We start from the raw sequence: 25,858 nt of genomic DNA, 5'->3' as shown, positions 1-25,858 counted from the left end.
TTTGATCGGAAATCTCCAGATGGCAGGCGAAAATAGCGAAATGGCGTGGTGGCATCCGATGAGGCATGCGGACAGGCGCGGGATTTTGCTGGCGAGGAACCGGATACAGGCGGCGCTGCGACTGTGGTTGGCGGAGCGGGAGTTTGTCGAGGTGGATCCCTCGGCGTTGGCCCTTTCGCCAGGAAATGAGGCGCATCTGCATGGGTTTATGACGCAGGCGATCGGCAATGATGGGGTGGGGCAGGCGATGTATCTGCACACCTCGCCTGAGTTTGCGATGAAGAAATTGTTGGCGGCGGGTGAGCAGCGCATCGCGGCTTTCGCGCATGTGTATCGCAACCGCGAGCGGGGGGCTTTGCATTCACCCGAGTTCACCATGCTGGAATGGTATCGGGTGGATGAAGGGTATGAGGTGCTGATGGCGGATGTTGTGGCCTTTTGTCGGCTGGCGGCAGATATCGGCGGCGGGGTGTTGCGGTTTCGGGACCGGGTTTGCGATCCTTTTGTAGAACCCGAGCGGCTGTCGGTGTCCGAGGCGTTTATGCGCTATGCCGGGGTGGATTTGCTGGCCTCGATTGGGGCGGATGGCGAGCCTGTGGCGGCGGTGTTGGCGGCAGAATTGGCGCGCGTCGGGTTGCGGGTGGCTGCGGATGACACTTGGTCGGATATGCTAAGTCGCGTGTTGGGGGAGTTGGTCGAGCCGCATCTGGGGATGGGGCGGATCACCATTCTGGACGAGTACCCAAGTGCCGAGGCGGCTTTGGCGCGCAAGCATCCAAGCGATGCGCGGGTGGCGGAGCGGTTTGAGGTTTACGCTTGCGGGGTGGAATTGGCCAATGGGTTTGGCGAATTGACCAACCCCGAGGAGCAGCGCCGCCGTTTTGGTCTTGAGATGGACGAGAAGGCGCGGGTGTATGGCGAGCGTTATCCGCTGGACGAGGATTTTCTGGCGGCTTTGGCGATCATGCCCGCCGCAAGCGGTATCGCGATGGGGTTTGACCGGGTGGTAATGTTGGCGACGGGGGCAGCGCGGATTGATGATGTGATCTGGGCTCCGGTGCCCGCCTGACCTATGCCCAACTGACATATTTGTCATATTTTTCGGCGGATAGGCGCTTTTGCGCCCATATCCTGCCGGAAATGCCGCTTCCCCCCGGCCCTCGATTTGGCTACGACTTGGCGCATGAAATGGTCGATCCCAAACACTCTGACTGTGCTGCGTCTGTTGGCCGCCCCCGGCGTGCCGCTGATGTTTCTGTATTTCCAACGGCCTTGGGCGGATTGGTTCGCGCTGACTTTGTTTGTGGGCGCTGCGATCACCGATTGGTTTGACGGCTATCTGGCGCGGTTGTGGAAGCAGGAAAGCAAGTTCGGCACCATGTTGGACCCGATTGCCGACAAGGCGATGGTGGTCATCGCGATACTGGTGCTGACCGGGTATTCCGGGATGAACCCTTGGCTGATCCTGCCTGCGACGGCGATTTTGTTCCGCGAAGTTTTTGTCTCGGGTCTGCGCGAGTTTCTGGGGGCCAAGGCGGGGCTGCTGAAAGTGACAAAGTTGGCAAAGTGGAAGACCACGGCGCAGATGGTGGCGATTGCGGTGCTATTTCTGGGCACGGGGTTGGAATATCTCAACGGTGTCGCGATGCATGGCATGACGCCCGAGCAATATACCGATGCCGTGATGCAGGGGCTGGCCGATCCGATCCGGGCTTGCGGCAAGCGTGATTGCGCAAGCGTGGCGGGCGATGCCGGGCTGGTGTTGATGTGGATTGCGGCGCTGCTGACGGCGATGACGGGGTTGGATTACTTCCGCAAAGCGCTGCCATTTCTGCGAGAAGATAAATGATCGACGTGCTGTATTTCGCTTGGGTGCGGGAGCGGATCGGCGTTCCGCGTGAGCGGATCGAGACGCAGGCGGCGACGGTGATGGAGTTGATCACCGAGTTGAAAGCCCGTGAAGAACGCTATGAATGGGCGTTTGGCGATCTGGCGAGCCTGCGGGTGGCGGTAGATCAGGAATTGTCCGGCTTTGAAGCGTCGCTATCCGGCGTGCGCGAACTCGCGTTCTTCCCCCCCATGACGGGTGGCTGAGATGCAGGTGTCTGTGCAGGCCGAACCGTTTGATCTGGGTGCGTTGTCCAACGCCTTTGCAGCAAAGGTGGCCGGGGCCGGGGCGGTTGTCACCTTCACCGGTTTGGTGCGCGACAATGGCGGCGCGTTGGCCGCGATGGAGATTGAGCATTATCCCGGCATGACCGAAAAGGCGATTGCGGGCATGATGCATGAAGCCAAAGCGCGCTGGTCTTTGGTCGATGCTTTGGTGGTGCATCGCTATGGGCGACTGGCGGGAGGTGAGCCGATTATGATGGTCGCCACCGCCGCGCGGCATCGGGCGAATGCCTTTGCTGCGGCGGAGTTTCTGATGGATTACCTGAAATCCCGCGCGCCATTCTGGAAGAAAGAGCTGTCTGCGGATGGTGCCGAATGGGTCGCCGCGCGGGACGAGGATGAGGCGGCGCTGAAGCGGTGGTAGTCTAGCCGCCGTGGCGCGGGCGGTAGCAGGGTTGCAAATCCCCCGACATCGGCGACGCTTCATAAATCGCGCGGGCGATGGCGCGGGCAAGGCAGATTGCCGCCGCATGGCCGAGTTGGAACGTGTCGGTCGGCGGGTCTGCCAGCGGTCTTTCTCCGGTCGCGGCGGCAAAGATCAGATCGCCATCGAGTGGTGTGTGTGAGGGCACAATGGCGCGGGCCATGCCGTCATGGGCGGCGGTGGCCATGCGTTGCGCCTGCGCTTGGGTCAGGCTGGCGTCGGTCGCGACGATGGCGATGGTTGTGGCCTCTCCCATCCGTTTGCGCGGAAGCGGGGCATCGGGGGTCGCGAGCTGCGGGTAGGGGCCAAGCCCGCCGAACTCGCGGTTGCGCTCCCATGCAGCGGCCCAGAAATGTGGGCCATCATTCACCGTCACCGAGCCCAAAGCGTTCACCGCCACCAGCGCGCCCACGATCAGACCTGAGGGCAAGACTAGCGAGGCAGAGCCGAGCCCGCCCTTCCAGTATCCGGTCGCGGCACCAAACCCTGCGCCTGCCGTGCCAACAGTGAAATCCTCGGTTGCGGTCAGATAGGCCTGTTGACCCAGATCGTAGTAGGGATTGCGCGCCCATGTCTTGTCACCGCCATTCAGCAGATCAAACAGGATCGCCCCCGGCACAATTGGCACGCGCTGATCGCCCACCGCAAAGCCACGCCCCTGCGCGCGCAACGCATCCGCGACACCTGAACAGGCATCCAAGCCAAAGGCCGAACCCCCAGAAAGCACAAGCGCATCCACCTGTTGCACCAGTTTGTCGGGTGCCAGAAGATCAGTCTCCCGCGTGCCGGGCGCGCCGCCCATGATGTGAACGGCGGCGGTGAAAGGGCGATCCGCCGTCAGCACCGTGCAGCCAGAGCGCAGCTTGGCATCATGGGCCGTCCCGACCCGCAGGCCCGCAATATCAGTGATCAGGTTCTTTGGGCCAACGTGCATGTGAAATCCGGGTGGTGTTTGGCGGTTGTGCGTGTCAGCTTCCAGCAAAGCACAGATGGAGGCAGAAATGCAAAAAGTTGCGGTGATCACGGCGGGCGGTTCGGGCATGGGGGCGGCTGCGGCACGGCGGTTGGCAGCGGATGGCTTTGCCGTGGCGATCCTGTCTTCGTCCGGCAAGGGCGAGGCTTTGGGCGCGGAATTGGGCGGCGTTGGGGTCACCGGGTCGAACCAGAGCAATGACGATGTGCAGCGCGTGGTGGACGCGGCGATGGCGAAGTTTGGCCGGATCGACGTGCTGGTGAACTCGGCAGGCCACGGGCCGCGCGCGGCTTTGTTGGATATCACCGATGAGGGTTGGCATCAGGGTATTGATATCTACTTCCTGTCCGCGGTGCGCCCGATTCGCGCGGTGACGCCGATCTTTGAGGCGCAAGGCAGAGGGGGGGCGATCATCAACATCACCACTTTTGCGACGTTCGAGCCGGATCCGGCGTTCCCGACAAGCGGCGTGGCGCGGGCGGGTTTGGCGACATTTACAAAGCTTTACGCCGATAAATATGCGCCGCAGGCCATTCGCATCAACAACGTTTTGCCGGGGTTCATCAACAGCTTGCCCGAGAAAGAGGAATTCCGCGCGCGGATTCCGATGGGGCGCTATGGTCGGGTGGAGGAAATTGCCGGGACCGTCAGCTTTCTGGCTTCGGATGCGGCGGGCTATATCACCGGGCAGAATTTGCGCGTGGATGGCGGGATCACACGCTCGGTTTAGCGGGGGCGGTTTAATCTCGGGTTGGACGGTTTGGCGGTAACGCTATGTTAACCGGCGGCGTGGCAGGCTGCTGGGATGACATATCACATCGGCCCACCCGCCCCACATAGCCACTACTTCACTGTCGCCTTGAACCGACCCGGCGATGATCTCTTGGTGCTGGAAATTGAACGCCTGCGCCAAGCGGTGCGGCTGACACGGGCGAAGCGGCCGTTTCGGATTGCGGCTTGGGTGGTGATGCCAGATCACCTGCACACGATCTGGACTTTGCCCGCTGGAGAGGATGATGTGGTGGGTCGCTGGCGTCTGATAAAAGCGCGCTTTTCGACCAGTCTGCCGCACGGGGCCCGCAAATCCCGCACCAGCCGCACCGACCAAAGCGTCTGGCAGCGCGGTTTCTGGCAGCACCGCATTGGCGATGCCGCCGATATGGCGCTGCATATGCGCAGTTGCCAGATGGACCCGGTGCGGCACGGTTTGGTCGATGTGCCGGAAGCTTGGCCCTATTCGTCATTCCGCGCCTCTGCCGCCCTAGAACGGGTGGGCTAGCGATGCATCGACGACAGGTAAACTGCTGCCCCGGTCAAGCCAGAGGGCAGCAGAATGACGACGTGCGGCCGGGTGGCCTGCGGTTAGAAATCAAACAGATCGCCCAAAAAGCTTTCACGGCGCTTTTTCTTGCCGTGATAGCGATCTTCGTCGTCATCATGCCTGCGGCGCGGTTCATCACGCAGGGGCGCTTGGCGACTGGTTTCGGTCCGATAGCCCGGCTCGGGTTGATAGACCGGGGCTGCCTCACGCGGGGCAGGGGCGGTGGCGGCACGCTCGATGATCTTGTCCAATTCGCCCCGATCCAGCCAGACGCCCCGGCATTTCGGACAATAATCAATCTCGACACCGTTGCGATCGGCCATCACCAAAGTCTCATTGTCGACAGGGCACTGCATGCCATTCTCCTGTGTTGTGCGTCTTTGAGATGGGGGCTGTGGTTTTTTGTGCAAGCGCGCGCGCTTGTCGCAGGGCGGATTTGTGCTTACCTCTTGGCGTCCGGGGCAGGCCGCCCCAAAAGGATTTGTCGATGTCGACCATGCCATATGTTCCGCCGAAAGTTTGGACTTGGGATGCCGCCAATGGTGGCCAGTTCGCCAATATCAACCGCCCCATCGCCGGGGCGACGCATGATAAAGAGCTGCCGCGCGGCAAGCACGGCTTTCAGCTTTATTCGCTGGCAACACCGAACGGTCAAAAGGTCTCGATCATGTTCGAGGAGCTTTTGGCGGCTGGCCATGCCGCTGAATATGACGCTTGGCTGATCAATATCGGCAGAGGCGATCAGTTTGGCTCGGGCTTTGTTGGGGTGAACCCGAATTCGAAAATCCCGGCGCTGCTGGATCTGACCGGGCCCGAACCGCTGCGGTTGTTTGAATCGGGCTCGATGCTGGTGCATCTGGCCGATAAGTTTGGCGCTTTCCTGCCTGCCAGTGGCGCTGCGCGGACCGAGGTGATGAACTGGCTGTTCTGGCAGATGGGATCGGCACCTTTTGTCGGCGGCGGTTTTGGCCATTTCTTCGCGTATGCGCCGGAGAAGCTTGAATATCCGATCAACCGATACGCGATGGAAACAAAGCGGCAGTTGGATGTGTTGGATCGGCGCTTGACCGAAGTGCCCTTTATCGCCGGTGAAGATTACTCGATTGCCGATATGGCGATTTGGCCGTGGTATGGCAGCATGGTTTTGGGGCGCAGTTATGCCAATTCGGCGGAGTTTCTGGATGTTGGGATTTACAAAAACCTAAAGCGCTGGGCGGATGTGATTGAAGCGCGGCCTGCGGTGAAGCGGGGGCGGATCGTCAACAAAAACTGGGGCGATGAGGCAGAGCAGGTGCCAGAGAGACATGGGCCGGAAGATTTCGCAGGTAAGGCGGTCTGACGTGAAGGCGATTTCCGAATCGGAAATCGTGCCGGAATTCGCGTGAATTCCGCAGGCTTGCCAAGCGGACTTGCGGGACTTATCCTGCTATCGAGCCGTGGCGATGGCGTTACCACAGGGGTCTTCCCAAAAGCTTGCAGAGCAACCTGCTTTCGTCCTGCACGCCGGGACCCTTTGGGGTTTCGGGGCGCATGCCCAGACCCCAAGCATAAGGTCTGATGATGACGACACGTCCAGAACAATATCGTTTCCACCAAGGCGACCGGATTTTGCCCTTTGCCGCCGAAGAATATGACGCGCGGCTGGCTGGCTTGCGCGATCTGATGGAGGTGCATGGGGTGGAGGCTTGCGTGTTCACCTCGATGCACAATATCGCCTATTATTCGGGGTTTTTGTATTGCTCGTTTGGGCGGCCCTACGGCTTGGTGGTGACGGCGAGTCAAAGCGTCACCATCTCTGCTGGCATTGATGCGGGCCAACCGTGGCGGCGCGGCCATGGCGATAACATCACCTATACCGATTGGCAGCGCGACAATTACTGGCGCGCGATTCTGTCGGTGACGGGCGAGGGCCGGGTGATTGGCTGCGAGGCCGATCATCTGACACTGCTGCAATCGGAAAAGCTGAACCATTTCCTCAAGCCCAAGCGCGGTGTTGATATTGCGCGTGGCACGATGGAACAGCGGATGATGAAATCGCAGGCCGAGTTGGATTTGATCCGGCATGGCGCGGGTGTGGCCGATGTTGGCGGGTTTGCCATTCGCGAGGCTGTGCGCGAGGGGGCGCGGGAACTCGACATCGCCATGGCGGGGCGAGACGCCATGGAGTTGGAGATCGCCAAGCGCTTTCCTGATGCAGAGTATCGCGACACTTGGGTGTGGTTCCAGTCTGGCATCAATACCGATGGCGCACACAATCCGGTGACCAGCCGCAAGTTGAAGCGCGGCGATATTCTCAGCCTGAACACCTTTCCGATGATCTCGGGATATTACACGGCGCTGGAACGGACGATGTTCGTGCAAGAGGTCGACCCCGCCAGTCTGCGGATGTGGGAGATCAACGTGGCTGCCCATGAATATGGCATCAGCCTGCTGAAACCTGGTGCGTCCTGCGCGGAAGTGACGGCGAAGCTGAACACCTTCTTTGAGGAACATCAGGTGCTGCAATACCGCACCTTCGGCTACGGCCATTCCTTCGGCGTGCTCAGCCATTACTATGGCCGTGAGGCTGGGCTGGAACTGCGTGAGGATATCGACACGGTGCTGGAGCCGGGTATGGTGATCAGCATGGAGCCAATGTTGACGGTCCCGGATGGCCAACCCGGCGCTGGCGGCTACCGCGAGCATGATATTTTATTCATCACCGAAGATGGCAATGAGGATATTACCAAATATCCTTATGGCCCTGCGTTCAACGTGGTGGGATAAAGCAAAAAGGGCCGGGATTTCCCCGGCCCTTTTTGTTCAATGCTGGCTCAACTGCCCTAGCTCAGGCGCGTTTCACCAGTTTGATCACGAAGAGCAAAATCACCGCACCGATGGTCGCGTGGACGATCGCGGCCAGAATCCCGCCCCCCAGACCAAAGCCTATGCGCGGCAGGATTGCACCGGCGATGAAGGCACCAACGATGCCGATCACGATGTTGCCCAGCAGACCATAACCAAAGCCAGAGACGATCTGCCCCGCAAGCCAACCCGCAATCGCACCGATCAGCAGAGCAATCAGAAGACTTTCAATTCCCATGGTTTCTTTCCCTCAATTTTGCGCCGCAACGCGCAGCGATCCTTTCAAGGTAACGCATTGGGGGAAAAAGCGTTCCCGAATATTTACGGCATTTCCACTGGCCAAATAACCTACCCAAGGCCAAGTATCAGCCGTGGGGTAGAAAGAATCACCCTGCATCGGCAGATTCCGCGCCTTTTGCATTTTCAATCAATTCACGGGGCTTGACGGAAGCCAAACCGCAGGCTCTAGGTGCAAAGATAATTTTCCTCACAGCCGAGTCTCTGCCCCGTGAACAGCCCCATTTTTCGCCTTATTGGCGTATTGTCGCTTAGCCTGCTTGCCGCTTGCGGCACTCCGACACCGAAGTCCGTGACGCCTACGGTGGTGCCCGGGTATGAAGGGGTTGAGGACGAAGGTTTCTATATTCAGCCCGTCGATGCCGAGCTGTTGTCGGCAGATCGCGCCCGTGCCGAGGTGGAGTATACCGCCGATGATGCGCCAGGCACGATTGTGATCGACACTTTCGCGCGCAAACTGTTTCTGGTGCAAGAAAACGGGCGGGCGTTGCGTTATGCTATTGCGGTCGGGCGTGAAGGTCTGTCGTTCCGTGGTTCGGGCGTGATCGGGCGCAAGGCAAAATGGCCGTCTTGGCAGCCGACCGCGAATATGATCCGCACCCGGCCTGACCTTTACGCCGAATATGCCGGCGGTCGCGCAGGCGGGCTCGAAAACCCGTTGGGCGCGCGGGCGATGTATCTCTATCGCGGCGGTCGCGACTCGATGTTCCGCATTCACGGCACCATCCAGAATGAGACCATCGGTCATGCCACTTCGGCGGGCTGTATTCGCCTGTTCAACCAAGACGCGATGGATCTGTACGACCGCATCGACTTGGGCACGCGGGTGAAGGTGCGCTCGCTGGAAGAAAGCCTCGCCATCGAGGGCCCTTATATGGATGACGCTTGGGGCCGTGCTGTGCCGGAAACGCCCGAGAACATCGCGCGCAAGCCGCAAGATGAGCAGATGTTGGTTGAGCAAGAGGCCGCCAAGGCTGCCGCTGCCACAAAGCAAGCCGAGCTTGATGCGAAGAACGCGGCTAAGGCAGAGAAAAAGCGGCTGTCTGTTTGTAAGCGCAAAGGCATTGACGAGGCAGATTGCCCACCGTTGCCGGAACTGGCGTCGGCTGACGGGACGACGAGCAACGGTTGATCGCCAAGCATGCGTATCAAACGGCCCCGCAAAACTGCGGGGCCGTTTTGCTTTAGGCTTTGATCACATAGTCTTTCAGGGTGGTCTCTATCACTTCCCAAGTGCCGGAAAATCCGGGGCGGATGATATAGCTGTCCCCGGCTTTCAACACGGTCGTGGGGCCGCCCGCTTCGGTCAGCACCGAATGGCCGGAATGAATATAGACATATTCCCATTCAACATAGCTGATCCGCCATGTGCCGGGAGTGGATTGCCAGAGCCCACAATAAAGCCCATCGCGATCTTCGATGTTCCAAGTGGTGTGGACAGGATCGCCCGCCACGATCCGCGACGGGTCCGGGCGGGTGATTTCGGGTTGGATACTGTCACGGGTCACGCGTTCAATGTTCGACATTAGCGCCTCCGGGTTTGCTTAACCCGCATAGCGCCCGCAGATCATGGCGGCGTCAAGCCAGATTGCCGCTGCAATGCAGCGTAATAATCTTGCTGTCCGCTTTGGCTTGTGCCCATATGATTGGCACAAAGTTATCGCGGAGCCGATCAGATGAGTGCAACCTCCCCCGTTCGTCCGGTGCTGCCGCCCGATATTCGTGCCCGTAAGGGTCAGGCTCCCTTGGTGGTGCTGACCGCCTATACCACTCCGGTGGCGCGATTGGTCGATGCGCATTGCGATATGGCGCTGGTTGGCGATTCTGTCGGCATGGTGCTGCATGGGATGCCCAGCACGATTGGCGTGACGATGGAAATGATGATCCTGCATGGCCGCTCCGTCGTGCGCGGTCTGCAAAAAGCCATGGCCGTGATCGATATGCCATTCGGCAGTTACGAGGAAAGCCCGCAACAGGCTTACCGCAATGCCGCGCGTCTGATGGCCGAGACGGGTGCCCCTTGTGTCAAGCTGGAGGGCGGCGTGCATATGGCGGAAACCATCGCGTTTCTGACCAAGCGCGGGATTTCGGTGCAGGCGCATATTGGCCTGACGCCACAATCGGTGAACACTCTGGGCGGCTACAAGGTGGTCGGCCGTGAGGGTGAAGCTGACGGTGTGATGGAAGATGCGCTGGCGATTGAGGCTGCGGGCGCGTTTTCGGTGGTGTTAGAAAAGATCCCAGTGGGGCTGGCGGCACGGATCACGCAGCGGTTGAGCATCCCGACGATTGGCATTGGGGCAGGGGTAGCCTGCGATGGGCAGGTACTGGTGGTTGATGATATGCTTGGCTTTTTCACCGAATTTCGTCCGAAATTCGTCAAGCGCTATGCGGATCTAGGCGGTTTGGCCTCCGACGCGATTGCAGAGTATGCGGCAGAGGTGCGGGCGCGGACATTTCCGGCCGAGGAACATTCCTTTGCCGATGTAGTGAAAGGCAAGCAGCCTTGATGCAGATCATTCGGACTGTCGCAGATCTGCGCATCTTGGTGCGCGGGTGGAAAGCTGCGGGCGAGGTCGTGGGCGTTGTGCCGACGATGGGGGCCTTGCATGACGGGCATTTGTCTTTGGCCCGCGCGGCGAAGGCGGAATGTCAGCGGGTGATCGTGACGATTTTCGTCAACCCCAAGCAATTCAACAACCCGGATGATCTGAAGAAATATCCTCGGACAGAGGCAGCCGATGCGGCTTTGCTGCAAACGGTGGGTGTTGATGTGATCTTTGCGCCGGAACCGGCAGAGGTTTACCCTGACGGCTTCACCTCGACCGTTTCGGTCGGCGGCGTGTCCGAACCTTTGGAGGGCCGGATGCGTCCGGGGCATTTTGACGGCGTGGCGACCGTGGTCACAAAACTTTTCGGCATGACCATGGCCGACAGGGGTTATTTTGGCCAAAAAGATTGGCAACAATTGCAGGTCGTGCTGCAGTTGGTGCGCGATTTGAATGTGCCGATCACCATTGTCGGCTGCGAGACCATTCGTGAGGCGGACGGGCTTGCCATGTCTTCCCGCAACAGCCGCCTGACGCCCGAGGGCCGCGCGATTGCGGGGGTGCTTTATGCCGCAATCTCTGCAGCAGCAGAGGATATTCGCGCCGGGCAGTCTGACCGGATGGCGATCCGCGAGGCGGCAGAAACGCTGCGGCATGCGGGGTTTGAGCGGGTGGAATATATCGAATTGCGCGATGCCGAGACGTTGATGCCCTCGGATGACATGCAGCGGCCCCGCCGGATGTTGGCTGCCGCTTGGCTGGACGGGGTGCGGCTGATCGACAACATTCCGGTTTAGCGGCAAGCGCCGGGGTGGTCGGGGTAATGTCGAGTTAAGTCGCCAGAAAGTCGAGCAGAACCAACGACATCACCTTTGCGCTGTCCTCCATATCCTGCACGCCGATCCATTCATCGGGTTGATGCGCCAGATGCAGCAGCCCCGGCCCATAGGCGATGCAGTTCTTCAGCCGCCCAATGCGGTCGATGTGCTTTTGGTCATAGGTGCCGGGGGAGACGACATAATCCGCCGCCTGCGCCAACACCCGTTCAATCGCAGCGGCAGTCGAGGTGACAATCGGCGCATCGCGGTTTGTCATCGTGGGCTGCACCTCGAACAACTCCTTGATCTCATAGGAAAACGTCGGACGCTGGGCCTTTACGCGCGCCAGCGCATCGGTGATTTCCTGCTTCACATCGACCAGATCTTCCTCGATCAGATAACGCCGGTCGATGATGATCCGGCAGTGATCGGCCACGCAAGGTGTGGGCAAAGAGCTGTCTCCGGGCGCCAGATCAGCCACCCCGCCGTGGATCGAATTGATGTTCAGTGTGGACTGTTTCGCACCCTCTGGCACCACCGGCATCGCGGTTGTTTTGCGTGCCAGTAGCGGGTAAAGCCGTTGCTCAATCTCCTCTAACACCGCGCTCATATGCCGAATGGCGCTGTCACCCAGAAACGGCATCGAGCCATGCGCGATGCGGCCATGGGTTTCAATCTCGGCCCACCACACGCCACGATGGCCCAGACAGATACGGTCTTTGTGCAAGGGCTCAGGGATGATCACATGATCCACATGCGCAAAATGGCGATGTTGGGCGAGGTAGGCTACTCCGCCATAGCCACCGGATTCCTCATCCGCCGTCGCTGAAATCTCAATACTGCCGCGCCAATCCGCGCCACCGGCGAGAAACGCCTCGACCGCGATCACCTATGCCGCGAGGCCGCCCTTCATATCGCAAGCGCCCCGGCCATAAATCCGATCGCCGTCGAGTTCCCCACCAAACGGATCGCGGGTCCAGCCGTGGCCGACCTCGACCACATCGTGATGGCTGTTGAAATGCACACAATCACCCGGCAGCCCAGAGTCGATCCGCGCGATCAGGTTCCAGCGCGGAAAGGTGTCGTTATCCCCCGGCGCGCCCACAGCGCGGATGAAGTGCAGTGTAAACCCCGCGGCCTCTAACCGCGCCGCGAGATAGTCGCAGATCCAGCGATAATGCTGCCCCGGCGGATTAAGCGTTGGAATACGGCTCAGATCCTGCGTCAGGCCAATAAGCTCTTGGCGACAGGCGGCGACTGCGGCAAGGATGGCGTGATCGGACATCGGGGCAGAGTGCCGCGCCGTAAGACGCTAAGCTCTGCGAATTTTCCCGACCGAAGTGATGTAACTTGACTTAACATGCCTATATCATGGCACGACATTCATAACGGAGGGTTCGATGGCCGATTTCGACACGCAAATCAAGGAAAGCCAGGCACAGGTTGCGGCGGCGCAGGCGAAAATTTCCGCGATCACCGGGCGGATCGAAGACGCGCGCGGCAAACTGGATGCCGGCACCTCGATTGATATCGAAAACGCCTCGCTGGAGGATGTGCATAAACACACCGACCTGATGAACGCCAATATCGCCGAACTGATCATGGGGCTTGATGATGTGACGGCGGGGTTTTCGAAAGACTTCGACGAGATGCGCTCGAAGACCGGGATGGAAAGTTTCATCGGCATGTTTTCCAACGCCAAATCGGAGTCGATGCGGCAAGAGCGGATGCGCACGGCCTCGATTGACAGCAAGTTGCAGGATTTGATTGGCAAATCTGACATCATCGTGCGGTTGTTGCAGGGCCAGCTCGATATGCTGAACGGCCAAAAAACGACGGTCGGGGCCAACCTTGGCGCCACGCTGACGGAACGTGAAACGACGGTGATGGCGCTGGAAGCCGTGCGCGCCGAAGTTGGCGGCATGGACCCGAAGATCATCGAACTGGAAAACAAGATCTCGGTTGAGCAGGACGCGGGTGCGCGCACCACGCTGGAGACTGAATTGGCGGGACTGAACGGGCGTTACAATGCGCTGGTGCAGGACGAACAGGTGCAACTGGCGAAAAGTCAGACACTGGAGCGTTATATCGAAAAAGGTAAAACTTGGGTCGATAGTTTGACCAATCAGGCTGCCACACAATTGGTTTTGATCAATAAGTTGCAAACGGACACCAAGCAGCGGGTGGTTTTGTATGACGCTTTGTCGGCCAGCTTGAAGACCGCGCAGCAGCAGGATGTCGCCCACCGAATCAACGAAATCGGTGTGAAAACCGACCAAGAGGCGCAGGTGGCGATGGCCGCGATTGGCGCTGCGACCAATCAAAAAATGGCTGATATGCTTGAGGCTCACGAGGGTCACATGATCTTCGCGCGCGAGGTTTTGGAGCAGAAAGCCAAGGCCGATGAACGCTTTGCGCGACGGTTTGCCAAGATCGTCGAGAAGCACGACAAGAATGCGTATGGGGAATAAGCTGTGGCCGAAACGGTCAAAGATCAGCTGACGACTGACCACCAGGAACTCTACGACACGCTCACCGCGCGGCGGTATTTTGCGAAGTTTGAGCGGATTACCCGCCATCTGATCCGGGTCGCGGGTGAGGTCGAGGCCGAGGGGCGTCTGACCCGCACCGAGGCGCGGATTTTGGGGCGGTATTTGTCGGCGTTGACCGGCACCTTCAAGGCGCTGAATTACAAATACCTGATGACCGGAAGGGCGGACGGCTCGCCGCGGCTGACCTTTGATCGCCACGACTCGGGCTTTCCGGTGGCGCAAGAGTTGATGATGATGGCGCTGGATGCCGCACAGGTGCAAAAACACCTCGGCGGCATGGCCTCGGAAACCGAGCTGAAAGACCGCATGGTGCGCCAGATTGTGCGCGACCTGACCGTGCCGATCCAGTTGCAATTCGCGCTAAGCCAGCGGCTTTACTACGAATCCCTCGCCACTGGCGGCATCTTCTGGCCGCGCAACGACCCCGATTGCCAATGGATCGAAGACGTTCACCGCGATGGCGCCGAGCGTAAGCATTTCCTGCTGCACTGGGCGGTCTATGACACGCAAGCCAATCTGCCCGTGGTTTACCTGATGGATGTCGAAGACAGCGGCAAAAAGCCCCTGCCGAATGATGATCGCCGCTGGCCGATGGCGCAGGCGCATTTGATGGCGCAATCGGCGCTGGGGTTGAAGCTGCTTACCATCGCGCAAGGCTTCGATAAGGATTTCGCGGGCTTGCACCCCAAACGCCTGCGCCGCATCACGCTTGGCCCGATGCACAGCCATGATTTCACCCTGCAATCCGGCCCGATTGCGCAGGTGCTGGCCGACGCCAACGCACCGGATGGTGACGATTGGGCGCTGGTCTGGACGGTGGAAGATCTGATTTCCGACCGAGAGGAAGAGGTCAAGGACGGCTGGTTCTCCAGCGCCGAGCGGCAGGTTTACAAGCTGGACCGGATCGCCAGCGACAGCGGGGCGACGCGGATCGAACGCATGGTGATCTTGCCCGAGCGGCCGTATCAGGTTCTCGCCGATCTGAACCCACCGGGCTTTCGCGAGGTGCGGAAGTTTGTGGTGGGCGCGGGCGACCGCATCATGCCTGCGCGATGAAGCCATGCTTAAGTGTTTGAATAAATAGAGATTGGAGATAAGATGACCGGCGCGCGCGATATGATGGAACTGCGGGAAGAAACCATCCGTGCACAATATGATGCGGCGCTGGCCCTGTTGACTGGATTCGATCATGCTCCGCGTTTGGCCAAGGCGATGGCTGAGGCGAAAACCGAACGCTCGCCCGGCATCGGCACGCGCCCCATGTTCCGCTCCACCACCCCCGGTATGGTGACGCGCAGCACCGCCCGCCCCGGTGGCGTCCGTCTGCTGGAACGCGTCGAAAGCTTGGGCGATGGTCTGGTCTCCCCGGTGCAAGCTGCAGCCCTGCATGGCTTGCGGCGGGGTCTTGCTGTTGCGCTGGCGATGGCGGAAACTTTTTCGGCGCAATCCGGGCTGGCCGAGTTGAAAAAGGCCAATCTTGAGGGCCGTCTGCCTGAAGGTAAGCGCGTCGAGTTCACCGAATTTCTGGCCGCTGAGGCGCTGGCGACACTGTACACCTTTGCCAACGCTACGGCATTTTTGCTCGCTTCATCAATGGGTTCGACGACAGTGGAGGTTGGCGCAGTCGAGGAAATCTTGACCGACAACGCCCCCTTGGCCCTGCAAGGCGCGTTGTGGGAGTTGGATCAGGACGTAGCCCTTCTCGCCAGTGATGAACCCCGTCTGATCGCAGTGATTGGCGCGTTTTGCGAGGCACTGATGCAGCGCGTCGCCCTGCGCGCCGAAGCGGCACCCCGTTTGCAGGCGTTTACCAGCGGCGCTTGGCGCGTTGAGGCGGATGCGTTGTCGATTGCCGGGTTCAAACCCGCGCGCGCCGCCAAAGGCGGCGCTTTGACGATGCAATTCAAGAAACCCTCGGAAGTGGTCGGCAATCACATCGCTAAATATCAAAGCCTGCGTCTGGCTAAAATGTTGATGGCCTATGACTTTGAACGCAAACTCAATCCTTTTGCCGAGCTGGGCGGATTCATTTTTACCTTCATGGGCGATGGTAAACCCGGCACGGGGAAAACCACGCTGATCCAAATGATGGCCGGATTTCTGAATGATTATTGCAAGTCCGCAGGCTATCCATTCCGCTATCAAAACTTCTCAATCGACCAAATCGACTCGTATCAGGGGAAATCCGGTCAAAATGCGAAAGCGTTTATTGATAACGTGTTAGACCCCGGCGTGATTGCCTTCGGCACCATCGACGACATTGATCAGGTCGCTGGAAAACGCGGCGACCGCCAATCCTCGGCAGGTCAACAGGAAGTAACGGCGGTATTCATGGGCGCTTTCGCCGGGGCTAATACTGTGGTGCGCGGGAATTGTACCTTCGGGATGTTCTCCAATTACCCGGAGAACGTCGATGATGCCTTGCGCCAACGCGCGGGCGCGCGCTTTCTGGTCGATGGACCGCAAAGCCGCGAAGATTATATCGACATTCTCTCGCTGCTATTGGGCAAGAACCACCGTATTCCAGTAGGAAGCCATGATCTGTTCGCCGCCCAAGAGATCAAACGCGCTGTCACGGCCAGTTTTGAAGGCTATTCCAAGCCGCATGAAGATGGCCTGCTGAAGGTCTGGGATAAGGTTCAGGGCGATCTGGGTTCCTTGGATACGCTGACGAAACTCGGCACCTACCTAAAAGCAATTCAGCAAGCAGATGATCGCTTTACCGGCCGCGCGATCAAGAACATCACCGATGCTGTCAAAGTGCGCGCGATGGATTTTGAACTGCCGGATGAATGGATGGAGAACCCAGATCTGTTCCTGTTCAAGCCATACGACGAAAAACTGGTGATGATTAAGGGACTGACGACGCCCATTACTGTTGAAATGGTGATCCAAGAAATCAACCGCTACGCTGACAGCGAGTTCCGCTATGCCGATAAATCGGATGAAGTCGCAATCGAAGGCATGGTGCGCGATTTCAAACGGCAAGAAGAGGCCAAGCGGCGATATCTGGAGGGGAAGGCGTAAATGAAACGCCTCATCGAAAAAGGCCTGATGTTCGGCAATCTGATTGAGGTTTCCTCGCCGCAACTGGTTGAGCGCTATAATCGCGCCCTCAAGCATCTGATCGGCAAACAATCAATGCTAACGGATTTCCATATCGACATCTCGGGCTATTCTCCGGAAATCGGTGATGAATTGGGGGATGATCTCTATCTGAATCCCAACGGCTGTAATCGCCAATTCATCCTGCTGACCACCAGTCAAAAATCCGCACCCCTGCTAAACATGAAATTCTCGACCGCGCGCGGGATTTTGCAGCAGTTCATCGACGCCAATGAGTCACAGCTTTTCGCCCTCACCGCGCGGGATGCGGTGGCTGGGGAGTTGCAAAACTCAGTCTATGAAATCGCGAACCCCGCGAAACTGCTGGAAATTCGACAGATCACCGTAGAGGCCGACACCATCGGCGGCCATGTCGCCGATGCCAGCAAACTCGCCAAACTGATCGACCGTTTCCGCCAAGAACCCGACGGGTGGCGCGATGATCTGCTGATGGCCGAGATGATTGAACTGGCGAAAAAGACCGGTGATGTGACGCGGGTGCCGATCAATCTGCCTGCGATGACCTTCCAGCAGCCCAGTTTCTGGACCAGCCATTTCGGCGGGCTCTATGTGTTTCGCGACGTGAAATTCCCCGGAGTGGTCAGTACAGAGCCGCGCCAAACCATTGGAAATATGCCGATTTCTCCACTGATGGATCTGACCCAGCGCAATGCGATTGCCGAGTGGTTGGAGCGCAACGGACTGGTGGAGCCCATCGTGCAGGCGCGCGGCATGGATGCCGCGGCGGTGCTGCGACAGAAGATGGACTTCGTTTTGGTCGATGCCGCCGAGGCGTTGGATCTTGAAATTGGCGACGCGCGGCGAACGGATTTGCGCAAGATTGCCTACCGCTTGGGCGATGCTTTGCCCGAGGAATTCTTGGGTTTGGCGCAGCTTCTGCGCTGGGTGGAAGGCGCGGGGGATTGGCCGCGAATCACTTCGGAACACAAAGCCTACTTCTACACCCTGCGGGCTTCGGCTGGGGTGGAGCGAGACTTGGTTAATATGCTGCTGTCGGAACTGGCGCCAATGGATGTGCGTCAAATGTTCATTGTGCATAAGGAATTGTTCTACGCGCAATATGCCACATGGTCGGATCGCAAGCGCCAATATGTCGCGGATTTTCTGGAACGCGAGTATAAGGTCGATGCGCAGGGTGCGCGCGAGGCGTTGTTTGGGCCCGAGCCGTCGATGGACAATCGGCATCGGCCCGAGCCGAAGCCTGCGCGCGATCTCGGCGCGGCGGTTGGGCCTTGGGGTGCTGTTACGAGGGGCGCAGGTTTGGGGGGGCGGACATGATCGGCATCTTGCGGGCGGCGATTCTGGGATTCGCCCTGTTATCCGTGGTTTACGTACTGGTTTCGATCTATTCCCGCTCGGTTCGGCGCGAAAAACTGGAAAAGAAATTCGACGCCGGGGGTATAGAGGGCGACCGCGATGCCTATATCGAGGCAGGGATGCAGGCGTATCAAAAGGGTCTGCGGCATCGGCTGTTGTGGTTGGTTTACATCATCCCTGCGATGGTGGTCAGCGCGACCGTGTATTTCGTCAACTATCAGTAAGGAGAGACCAGAATGTGGACCTATGTGAAGTGGAGCTTCCGAATTCTGGTTGTACTCGTGGTGGGCGGCTTTCTGCATTACACGCTGCCGCAGCATGATATTGTCAGAATTACAAATACTTACAATCGTCTGACCACGGTAGGTTCGGAAAATTCTTGGGCCTATGCCTCGCCTGATGTGGGCACCGGCGAAAACACGGTGACGCGAGATATCCGCTTTGTTGAGGCTGCTTTCCCAGATGGACATGTAATAGTTTACCGCAACGAGGATACCGGCTGGATCTGGCCGCCCTATTTCAAATACGATAGTTCCAACCTGCAAGCCGAGGCAGGCAATCTGAAATCGCTGCAAACCGCGCCGAAATGGGTGTCTGTGACGCATTACGGTTGGCGTTTGGCGTGGCTGTCGATCTACCCGAACGCGGTTGCAGTAAAGGAAGTGGTCGGACCGGACGTGCGGATTATCCCCTACGTGAACATCATCGTACTGCTGGCTTTGGCGTTCGGGGTGTTCATGTTGCGCCGGATGTGGTTGCAGTTTTGGGAGCGGATGGTGGAGCCTGCGGTGGCTGAAGTCGGCGAGACTTGGGACGGTGTTGAGGCGCAAGCTGGGGCTGCCAAGGCAAGGGCAGGCGGGTTCTTTGGCCGGATTGGCGCTTGGTTTGGTACTTGGCGCAGGAAGCCCTAGGTGCAAGGTTAATGCACCGATTATACGAAAAACATCGTATTGAATCGGTGCTTTATCTATGAGTCCTAGGTGCTGAGGCGTGGCGGATAACGCCCCGCGCTCATCGCTTTAGCCGCGCAGGCTGCCGCCTGTGGCCTTGCTGACTTTTTCGATGATCTTGGCGGAAACCGCTTCGATATCGACTTCGGTCAAGGTTTTGTCGTTGGGCTGCAAGCGCACCGTAAAAGCGATGGACTTTTTGCCAACGCCCATTTGCGCCTCGGCTTTTTCGCCGGTGAACTGGTCGAACACCCGCACGGACTCGATCAGAGTTTTGTCGGCCCCAATAGCGGCGTTTACGGCCGTCAAGGCCTCAATCCTCTTATCGACGACGAAGGCGAAATCACGATCTACCGCTTGTAGATCAGACAGAGCCAGCGCCGGTTTCGTCGGCGTTTTCACCTTGGGCATTGGCACATTGGCGAGCAGAATGGTGAAGGCCACGGCGGGGCCTTTGACACCCATCTCGGCCAGCACCTTCGGGTGAACCTCGCCAAAACTTGCCATCATATTCGGCCCCAGACCGATCACGCCAGAGCGGCCGGGATGCCACCACGCTGCGACCTTCCGGCTGATCTGCACACGCGCCGGGGCGCCGATGGCGGCCAGCGCCGCCTCGGCATCGGCTTTCGCGTCGAACACATCAACGGCACGGCGGCTGCCGTAGGGATCACGCGGGCCGGATTGGCCGATCAGCAGACCCGTGGCTTGCAGATGCTGCTCGCCGGGTTCGCCGCCTTGAAAGGCGGGGCCGACCTCAAACAGCGCCATATCGGCAAAGCCGCGGGCTTGGTTGCGGCTGGCTGCGCGCAGCAGGCCCGGCAGCAGATCGGGGCGCAGATGCGACATTTCCGACGAGATCGGGTTATCGACGCGGACGGCATCCGCGCCGCCACCGAACAGCGCAGCAGAGGCTTGGTCGATGAAGCTGTAGGTGACGCATTCGTTGTAGCCCAAGGCCGCGATGGTGCGGCGCGCGGTGCGCTCGCGGACCTGTAGCGGCGTCAGGATCGGGCGCGGCACGCCGGGAATGGCACGGGGAAGGGGGGTGCCTTGCAGTTTCGACAGCGAGGCGACGCGGGCGACCTCCTCGATCAGATCAGCCTCCCCCAGCACATCCGGGCGCCAAGACGGCGGAGTAGCCATATCACCGTTCAGGGTGAAGCCAAGCGATTCCAAGGTCTTGCGCTGCTCAGCCTCAGGGATATCCATGCCGACAAGGCTGATAACCCGCGCGGGGTTCAGTTTATAGGCGCGGGCTGCGTCAATCGGAGCACCGTCTAGGGCGATGTCGCTGGCTTCGCCACCGCAGAGATCGAGGATCATTTGGGTGGCCAAATCCAGCCCCGGCAGGGTGAAAGCCGGGTCCACGCCACGCTCAAACCGATACCGCGCATCCGAGTTGATCTTCAGTGCGCGGCCGGTGGCGGCGACGGTGATCGGATCCCACCATGCGGATTCGAGGAACACATCACGGGTTTCCGGAGTGCAGCCTGAGACTTCACCGCCCATGATCCCGGCGAGGCTCTCTACGCCCTGATCGTCGGAAATTGACATCTGGCCTGCGCGCAAGGTGTAGGTTTTACCGTCGAGCGCTGCGAATTGCTCACCACCTTGGGCGGCATGCACGCGCAGCTTGCCGTGGACTTTGGCCGCGTCAAACACATGCAGCGGGCGGTTCAGCCCGAAGGTGAAGTAGTTGGTGATATCGACCAAAGCCGAAATCGGGCGCAGGCCGATGGCTTTCAGGCGGTTGGCCAGCCAATCCGGGGAAGGGCCGTTGGTGACGCCGCGAATGGTGCGACCTGCGAAATGTGGGCAGCCTTTGGCTTTGAGATCGGCGGAGATTTCCACCTGCACTGGGGAAGCAAAGCCTCCTTTGATCACCGGAATTGTCAGAGCCTTCAACGTGCCCAAACCCCGCGCCGCGAGATCGCGGGCAATGCCGCGCACGCCCAGAGCATCGGGGCGGTTGGGGGTGACTTTGACGTGGATCATCGGATCTGCCAGACCGGGGCGGTTTATCGCCAGCCAATCGGTGAATTTCTCGCCAACCTCGCCCGAGGGCAGCTCAATAATGCCGTTATGCTCATCAGAAAGCTCCAACTCACGCTCGGATGCCATCATGCCATGCGATTCGAGGCCACGAATTTTGCCGATACCCAGCGTCACGTCGATGCCGGGTACATAGTCGCCGGGTTTGCACAAAACCACAGTGATGCCGACGCGGGCGTTGGGCGCGCCGCAGACAATCTGCTTTTCGCCCTCATCCGTCATAACACGGCAGACTTGCAGCTTGTCGGCATCGGGATGCTTTTCGGCGTGCAGCACTTTTGCGATGGTGAAGGGCGCGAGTTTGGCCAGCGGCTTGACCACCTCCTCAACCTCAAGCCCCAGATCGGTGAGGGCGTAGAGGATATCGTCCAAGCTGGACGAGGTTTCGAGGTGATCTTTCAACCAAGACAGGGTGAATTTCATGGCGCGGCCCTTCGGGAATTGTCGCTTGCGGGATTAACGCATTGAGGCGGAAAGGGGAAGCGGGCAGGGCAGGTTTCTCCCGTGGAAACGGCTTGTCGCCAGATCAACGGGGAGATTGCCTTATTCTGTGGGCAATGATCAGCTATACCGCCCGGATGATGGACCCGATGTTTGAAATCCCAAAGGACCGCAAACGGCTGAACGTTGGGAAGCTCTGCTTACTGCTCGGGCTGACTGCGCTTTTGTATATGACGATCGCGCACGAATTCACGGCACTGACGCGGGCTCTGATCGCGCCCGCGCAGTAGGATTTAAGCGCTCAGCCCGCCCGCCAGATCGGGCATGTCCAAAGCCGCAAAGCCGTAGTGGCGCAGCCAGCGCAGATCGCTCTCAAAGAACGCGCGCAGATCCGGGATGCCGTATTTCAGCATCGCAATCCGGTCGATGCCCATGCCAAAGGCAAAACCCTGCCATTCGTCGGGGTTCACCCCAGCCGCAGACAACACTTTCGGATGCACCATGCCCGAGCCAAGGATCTCCATCCATTTGTCGCCCTGACCGATCTTCAACTGACCGCCCTCCCACGAGCAGCGGATATCGACCTCGGCTGAGGGTTCGGTGAAGGGGAAGTGGCTGGCGCGGAACCGCAACTCGACCGAGGGCACCTCGAAGAAGGCGCGGCAGAATTCTTCCAGCACCCATTTTAGATTGGCCATGCTGATGTTGCGGTCGATGGCGAGGCCCTCAACCTGATGGAACATCGGCGTGTGGGTCTGGTCCATATCCATGCGGTAAACGCGACCGGGTGCGATCACCCGGATCGGCGCACCTTGGGCGGCCATCGCGCGGATTTGCACCGGGCTGGTATGGGTGCGCAGCACATGCGGCGGGCGAGTGTCGCCCTCGGCGCGGTTCATAAAGAATGTGTCATGTTCCTGCCGCGCCGGGTGTTCCGGCGGGATGTTCAGCGCGTCGAAGTTATACCAATCGCTCTCCACTTGCGGACCTTCAGCCACGGCAAAGCCCATGTCGGCGAAGATCGCGGTCAGTTCTTCCATCACCTGAGATACCGGATGGATGGTGCCAACCCGGCGCGGACGCCCCGGCATCGTTACATCCAGCCATTCCGAACGCAGGCGCTCATTCAGCGCGGCATCACCCAAAGCCGCTTTCTTGGCACGCAAAGCAGCGTCAATCTCGTCCTTCAGCACGTTTAGCATGGCACCGGCAGCCTTGCGCTGATCAGGCTCCATCTTGCCCAGACCCGACATCAGCGCCGAAATCTCACCCTTCTTACCAAGGGCGGCGACGCGCAAATCTTCCAGCCCCGCCTCGTCGGCCACATTGGCAACGGCGGTCAGGTATTTGGCCTTCAGCGTGTCTAGCCCGTCCATAGCAATCTCCGGTATTCCTGCGGCTTCGTGCTAGCGGGCAAGGCGTAGATTTGCAAGCCGCAGCTTGGATTTGCTCTTTTTGAATTACTCCCCCGGAGGGTTCAACAGCCTATCAGAGCGATCCGCCAAAAGAAAAAGCCCCGCCGCAAAGGGCAGGGCTTTTCCTGAAATCATCGCATTGGTCTCAGACCAAAGCTGCCTTGGCTTGTGCCGCGATGGCGTTGAACGCCTCGGGCTCGTGCACGGCGAGATCGGCCAGAACCTTACGGTCCACCTCGATGCCAGCTTTCGCCAGACCGTTGATAAAACGCGAGTAGGTGAACTCGATATCGAACAGACGCACAGCGGCGTTGATCCGCTGGATCCACAAAGCGCGGAAGTTGCGCTTGCGGGTTTTACGGTCGCGCGTCGCGTACTGTTGAGCCTTGTCAACAGCTTGCGTCGCGGTGCGGAAGTTCGTGGAACGGGCGGCGTAGTAGCCAGCCGCTTTCTTGATCACCTTGCGGTGGCGGGCGTGCGTAACTACGCCGGATTTAACGCGGGACATCGGCTGTTCTCCTTACCGGTCGTAGGGCATGTATTTCTTGACGATTTTCGCGTCGGACGGGCTCAGCAACATAGTGCCGGACGCGTCACGAATGAATTTCGTCGTGCGTTTGATCATGCCGTGGCGTTTGCCGGCGACGCCAGCTTTCACCCGACCGGAGGCCGTGAAGCTGAAACGCTTCTTCGCCGCCGACTTGGTCTTCATCTTGGGCATTTCCATCTCCGTGGTTTCAGGCGGGACTCGGCATGCCACGTAGGCCGGTCTCGCGGGGTATTCGAGAGGGTGCTATAGGCGGGCTGGGTGCTGGGTGCAAGGGGCAATCGCGGTGGATTACTTGATCACATCCGCAATGACCTGCACGAAGATGTGTGGGATCTGCTCAAACCGATAGCCGCCCGCCTTCTGCGTCAGCGCATAGGTCAACAGCACGCCGCCGATCAAAATCATTATGGCCCCCGCGCGCGGCGGGCGGCTTTCAGAAAAAGCCGCCAGCAGCGAGGGAATAGCCAGAGCGCAGACGATAATGCCGATGACAAGTATCTGATCGTTGCTCATCCCGATACACCTTTGACAAACGCGCCAACCGTGGCTGCGTCAAAGATTACTCCGGCTCACTGAAAGAAATCAACCTTTCGTCGCAGGGCGCCACGCGCAGGATGTTGGTGGTGCCCTTGACGTTGAACGGCACACCTGCGGTGACGACGATCATATCCTCGCTTGACGCAAAGCCATCCTCACGCGCGACCTTCACGGCCGCCAGCACAGCGCCTTTGAAGCGATCTTGCGGCGGGGTGATGGCACAGTGCAAGCCCCAGGTCAGTGACATCCGGCGAGCGGTCGACATCAGCGGTGTCAGCGCTAGAATCGGCACTTGAGGGCGTTCGCGCGCCACCAACGAAGCGGTGGTGCCGGTCTGCGAGAAACAGGCAATCGCCTTGATATTGGTGGCTTCGGCGATTTCACGCGCCGCCGCCACGATGCCATCGGCGATGGTTTCGCGCCGCACTTGCCGCGAGGCCTCAATCACCTGACGATAGGTCGGGTCTTTTTCGACAGACATCGCGACGTTGTTCATCGTGGTGACGGCTTCGATCGGATATTTACCTGCAGCCGATTCGGCCGACAGCATGACCGCATCGGCACCTTCATAGATCGCAGTCGCCACATCCGAGACTTCAGCGCGGGTCGGCACAGGCGCTTCGATCATTGATTCGAGCATTTGCGTCGCCACGATCACCGGCTTGGCCGCAGCTCGCGCACCCCGCACAAGGCGTTTCTGGATTGGCGGCACCGAAGTGACGGGCAATTCAACGCCCAGATCGCCACGCGCTACCATGATGCCATCTGAGACAGCCAGAATCGCGTCATAGGCTTTCACCGCCGCAGGTTTTTCGATCTTCGACAGGATCGCGGCACGACCGCGCGCCAAAACCCGCGCCTCAATCACGTCCTCGGGGCGCTGCACGAAGGACAACGCCAGCCAATCGACGCCGAGTTCGCAGGCAAATTCCAGATCTTCGCGGTCTTTGGCGGACAAAGCTGCCAGTGGCAGCACCACGTCGGGCACGTTGACGCCCTTGCGGTTGGAAATCACGCCACCGACTTCAACCACGCAATTCGCGTAATCCTTGCCGCAGTCCTTGACCCGCACACGGATCTTACCGTCATTGACCAGCAGCGAAGCACCCGGCTCAAGTGCTGCAAAAATCTCGGGGTGCGGCAGTTGCACCCGGGCTGCGTCGCCCGGCGTGCTGCTGAGATCCATGCGGAAAGCAGCGCCCTCAACCAAGGTTTCGCCCGCCGGATTGGCGAACACGCCGACCCGCAGCTTCGGCCCCTGAAGGTCTGCCAAAATCGCGATCGGACGCCCGGTGTCGGCTTCGACCTGACGGATGATGGTATGGCGCGCGGCCTGCTCGGCATGGGTGCCGTGGCTCATGTTCAGGCGGAACACATCGGCCCCGGCCTCAAACAGCGCACGGATCATTTTATAGTCGCTGGAGGCTGGGCCCAGAGTGGCCACGATCTTTACGTTCCGAAGGCGTCTCATGCCTTTTTCCTTTTCGTCGCATCTATTTTTCGTGGTGGGCCGCGCG

The 25,858-nt window shown here is 59.4% G+C and carries 28 protein-coding genes and 1 pseudogene; 18 read left to right on the top strand and 11 right to left on the bottom strand.

The features are described from left to right. Positions 1 to 19 precede the first annotated feature (19 nt). The 4 genes from epmA to AKV04_RS24030 all read left to right on the top strand — a co-directional run bounded on the left by epmA (position 20) and on the right by AKV04_RS24030 (position 2,536). On the top strand, positions 20 to 1,069 hold the full coding sequence (epmA, locus tag AKV04_RS24045; RefSeq protein ID WP_054008938.1) for an EF-P lysine aminoacylase EpmA: 1,050 nt from the start codon (positions 20 to 22) through the stop codon (positions 1,067 to 1,069). Positions 1,070 to 1,183: 114 nt separating this feature from the next. After that, entirely contained in the window at positions 1,184 to 1,849 is a 666-nt protein-coding gene (gene pgsA / locus AKV04_RS24040; RefSeq protein WP_054008937.1) for a CDP-diacylglycerol--glycerol-3-phosphate 3-phosphatidyltransferase, read from the top strand. Next, positions 1,846 to 2,094, top strand: coding sequence for a molybdopterin converting factor subunit 1 (moaD, locus tag AKV04_RS24035; protein WP_054008936.1), 249 nt, complete (start codon positions 1,846 to 1,848; stop codon positions 2,092 to 2,094). The genes pgsA and moaD overlap by 4 nt, the downstream gene beginning before the upstream one ends. 1 nt (position 2,095) lies before the next feature. Then, a complete protein-coding gene (locus AKV04_RS24030; protein WP_054008935.1) occupies positions 2,096 to 2,536 on the top strand; it encodes a molybdenum cofactor biosynthesis protein MoaE in 441 nt (146 codons plus the stop codon). 1 nt (position 2,537) lies between these two features. Here AKV04_RS24030 and AKV04_RS24025 read toward each other — a convergent pair whose 3' ends face one another. After that, complete coding sequence (locus AKV04_RS24025; protein ID WP_054008934.1) at positions 2,538 to 3,530, bottom strand: P1 family peptidase; 993 nt, start codon at positions 3,528 to 3,530, stop codon at positions 2,538 to 2,540. Between the two features lie 67 nt (positions 3,531 to 3,597). On the opposite strand from AKV04_RS24025, the gene AKV04_RS24020 reads away from it, so the two are divergent. Together AKV04_RS24020 and AKV04_RS24015 are read left to right on the top strand one after the other, a co-directional pair. After that, positions 3,598 to 4,299 (top strand): SDR family oxidoreductase, encoded by a 702-nt coding sequence (locus AKV04_RS24020; protein ID WP_202905684.1) that lies wholly within the window; start codon positions 3,598 to 3,600, stop codon positions 4,297 to 4,299. A 75-nt stretch (positions 4,300 to 4,374) separates the two neighbouring features. Continuing rightward, positions 4,375 to 4,848: an REP-associated tyrosine transposase gene (locus tag AKV04_RS24015; RefSeq protein ID WP_054008932.1), complete on the top strand. Its 474-nt coding sequence runs from the start codon at positions 4,375 to 4,377 to the stop codon at positions 4,846 to 4,848. Positions 4,849 to 4,931: 83 nt separating this feature from the next. On the opposite strand, the gene AKV04_RS24010 is transcribed toward AKV04_RS24015, so the two are convergent. Next, positions 4,932 to 5,246 carry a TFIIB-type zinc ribbon-containing protein gene (locus AKV04_RS24010; protein ID WP_054008931.1) on the bottom strand — a complete coding sequence of 105 codons (315 nt, stop codon included), beginning with the start codon at positions 5,244 to 5,246 and terminating at the stop codon, positions 4,932 to 4,934. A gap of 131 nt (positions 5,247 to 5,377) precedes the next feature. Between AKV04_RS24010 and yghU the strand changes: the two genes are divergently transcribed. After that, positions 5,378 to 6,229: a glutathione-dependent disulfide-bond oxidoreductase gene (gene yghU, locus AKV04_RS24005; RefSeq protein ID WP_054008930.1), complete on the top strand. Its 852-nt coding sequence runs from the start codon at positions 5,378 to 5,380 to the stop codon at positions 6,227 to 6,229. A 221-nt stretch (positions 6,230 to 6,450) separates the two neighbouring features. Then, a complete protein-coding gene (locus tag AKV04_RS24000; RefSeq protein WP_054009038.1) occupies positions 6,451 to 7,656 on the top strand; it encodes a M24 family metallopeptidase in 1,206 nt (401 codons plus the stop codon). 61 nt (positions 7,657 to 7,717) lie between these two features. Here the strand turns inward: AKV04_RS24000 and AKV04_RS23995 are convergent, their stop codons facing one another. Then, entirely contained in the window at positions 7,718 to 7,972 is a 255-nt protein-coding gene (locus AKV04_RS23995; RefSeq protein WP_054008929.1) for a GlsB/YeaQ/YmgE family stress response membrane protein, read from the bottom strand. Between the two features lie 270 nt (positions 7,973 to 8,242). Between AKV04_RS23995 and AKV04_RS23990 the strand changes: the two genes are divergently transcribed. After that, positions 8,243 to 9,163, top strand: coding sequence for a L,D-transpeptidase (locus AKV04_RS23990; protein WP_082351828.1), 921 nt, complete (start codon positions 8,243 to 8,245; stop codon positions 9,161 to 9,163). A gap of 52 nt (positions 9,164 to 9,215) precedes the next feature. Here the strand turns inward: AKV04_RS23990 and AKV04_RS23985 are convergent, their stop codons facing one another. Next, positions 9,216 to 9,557: a cupin domain-containing protein gene (locus tag AKV04_RS23985; protein WP_054008928.1), complete on the bottom strand. Its 342-nt coding sequence runs from the start codon at positions 9,555 to 9,557 to the stop codon at positions 9,216 to 9,218. Positions 9,558 to 9,707: 150 nt separating this feature from the next. Between AKV04_RS23985 and panB the strand changes: the two genes are divergently transcribed. Both panB and panC read left to right on the top strand, forming a co-directional pair. After that, on the top strand, positions 9,708 to 10,541 hold the full coding sequence (panB, locus tag AKV04_RS23980; RefSeq protein ID WP_054008927.1) for a 3-methyl-2-oxobutanoate hydroxymethyltransferase: 834 nt from the start codon (positions 9,708 to 9,710) through the stop codon (positions 10,539 to 10,541). Continuing rightward, positions 10,538 to 11,377: a pantoate--beta-alanine ligase gene (gene panC / locus AKV04_RS23975; RefSeq protein WP_156317813.1), complete on the top strand. Its 840-nt coding sequence runs from the start codon at positions 10,538 to 10,540 to the stop codon at positions 11,375 to 11,377. The genes panB and panC overlap by 4 nt, the downstream gene beginning before the upstream one ends. A 34-nt stretch (positions 11,378 to 11,411) precedes the next feature. Here the strand turns inward: panC and AKV04_RS23970 are convergent. Then, positions 11,412 to 12,683 (bottom strand): annotated as a pseudogene (locus tag AKV04_RS23970) (acetylornithine deacetylase/succinyl-diaminopimelate desuccinylase family protein). A gap of 115 nt (positions 12,684 to 12,798) precedes the next feature. Between AKV04_RS23970 and AKV04_RS23965 the strand changes: the two are divergent. From AKV04_RS23965 to AKV04_RS23940, 6 genes are read left to right on the top strand one after another with little or no spacing between them, the layout of a single operon-like run. Beyond that, the gene (locus AKV04_RS23965; RefSeq protein ID WP_054008925.1) at positions 12,799 to 13,869 is read left to right on the top strand and encodes a hypothetical protein; all 1,071 of its coding nucleotides are present in this window, start codon (positions 12,799 to 12,801) and stop codon (positions 13,867 to 13,869) included. Positions 13,870 to 13,872: 3 nt separating this feature from the next. Next, entirely contained in the window at positions 13,873 to 15,006 is a 1,134-nt protein-coding gene (locus AKV04_RS23960; protein ID WP_235815750.1) for a hypothetical protein, read from the top strand. 42 nt (positions 15,007 to 15,048) lie between these two features. After that, the gene (locus AKV04_RS23955) at positions 15,049 to 16,977 is read left to right on the top strand and encodes an AAA family ATPase (RefSeq protein ID WP_054008924.1); all 1,929 of its coding nucleotides are present in this window, start codon (positions 15,049 to 15,051) and stop codon (positions 16,975 to 16,977) included. After that, positions 16,978 to 18,354 (top strand): DUF6638 family protein, encoded by a 1,377-nt coding sequence (locus AKV04_RS23950; RefSeq protein ID WP_054008923.1) that lies wholly within the window; start codon positions 16,978 to 16,980, stop codon positions 18,352 to 18,354. Beyond that, complete coding sequence (locus tag AKV04_RS23945; protein WP_054008922.1) at positions 18,351 to 18,617, top strand: hypothetical protein; 267 nt, start codon at positions 18,351 to 18,353, stop codon at positions 18,615 to 18,617. The genes AKV04_RS23950 and AKV04_RS23945 overlap by 4 nt, the downstream gene beginning before the upstream one ends. A gap of 12 nt (positions 18,618 to 18,629) precedes the next feature. Then, positions 18,630 to 19,304 carry a DUF1523 family protein gene (locus tag AKV04_RS23940; protein WP_156317811.1) on the top strand — a complete coding sequence of 225 codons (675 nt, stop codon included), beginning with the start codon at positions 18,630 to 18,632 and terminating at the stop codon, positions 19,302 to 19,304. 108 nt (positions 19,305 to 19,412) lie between these two features. On the opposite strand, the gene pheT is transcribed toward AKV04_RS23940, so the two are convergent. Beyond that, a complete protein-coding gene (gene pheT, locus AKV04_RS23935; protein ID WP_054008921.1) occupies positions 19,413 to 21,821 on the bottom strand; it encodes a phenylalanine--tRNA ligase subunit beta in 2,409 nt (802 codons plus the stop codon). A gap of 92 nt (positions 21,822 to 21,913) precedes the next feature. Between pheT and AKV04_RS26425 the strand changes: the two genes are divergently transcribed. After that, positions 21,914 to 22,129 (top strand): hypothetical protein, encoded by a 216-nt coding sequence (locus AKV04_RS26425; protein ID WP_162232940.1) that lies wholly within the window; start codon positions 21,914 to 21,916, stop codon positions 22,127 to 22,129. A 3-nt stretch (positions 22,130 to 22,132) separates the two neighbouring features. Here the strand turns inward: AKV04_RS26425 and pheS are convergent, their stop codons facing one another. The 5 genes from pheS to pyk all read right to left on the bottom strand — a co-directional run bounded on the left by pheS (position 22,133) and on the right by pyk (position 25,812). Further along, positions 22,133 to 23,215: a phenylalanine--tRNA ligase subunit alpha gene (gene pheS, locus AKV04_RS23930; RefSeq protein WP_054008920.1), complete on the bottom strand. Its 1,083-nt coding sequence runs from the start codon at positions 23,213 to 23,215 to the stop codon at positions 22,133 to 22,135. Positions 23,216 to 23,399: 184 nt separating this feature from the next. Further along, positions 23,400 to 23,762, bottom strand: a complete 363-nt coding sequence (gene rplT, locus AKV04_RS23925; protein ID WP_054008919.1) for a 50S ribosomal protein L20 — start codon at positions 23,760 to 23,762, stop codon at positions 23,400 to 23,402. Between the two features lie 12 nt (positions 23,763 to 23,774). After that, the gene (rpmI, locus tag AKV04_RS23920; protein WP_054009035.1) at positions 23,775 to 23,975 is read right to left on the bottom strand and encodes a 50S ribosomal protein L35; all 201 of its coding nucleotides are present in this window, start codon (positions 23,973 to 23,975) and stop codon (positions 23,775 to 23,777) included. A 117-nt stretch (positions 23,976 to 24,092) separates the two neighbouring features. Next, a complete protein-coding gene (locus tag AKV04_RS23915; RefSeq protein WP_054008918.1) occupies positions 24,093 to 24,317 on the bottom strand; it encodes a hypothetical protein in 225 nt (74 codons plus the stop codon). A gap of 46 nt (positions 24,318 to 24,363) precedes the next feature. After that, positions 24,364 to 25,812 carry a pyruvate kinase gene (gene pyk, locus AKV04_RS23910; protein ID WP_054008917.1) on the bottom strand — a complete coding sequence of 483 codons (1,449 nt, stop codon included), beginning with the start codon at positions 25,810 to 25,812 and terminating at the stop codon, positions 24,364 to 24,366. Between the last annotated feature and the right edge of the window lie 46 nt (positions 25,813 to 25,858).

Origin of the sequence: Cypionkella psychrotolerans (assembly GCF_001294535.1) — a bacterium.
GTDB classification, from domain to species: domain Bacteria; phylum Pseudomonadota; class Alphaproteobacteria; order Rhodobacterales; family Rhodobacteraceae; genus Cypionkella; species Cypionkella psychrotolerans.
The sequence above is the reverse complement of the archived record's forward strand: the minus strand, read 5'-3'. Positions and strand labels throughout refer to the sequence as shown.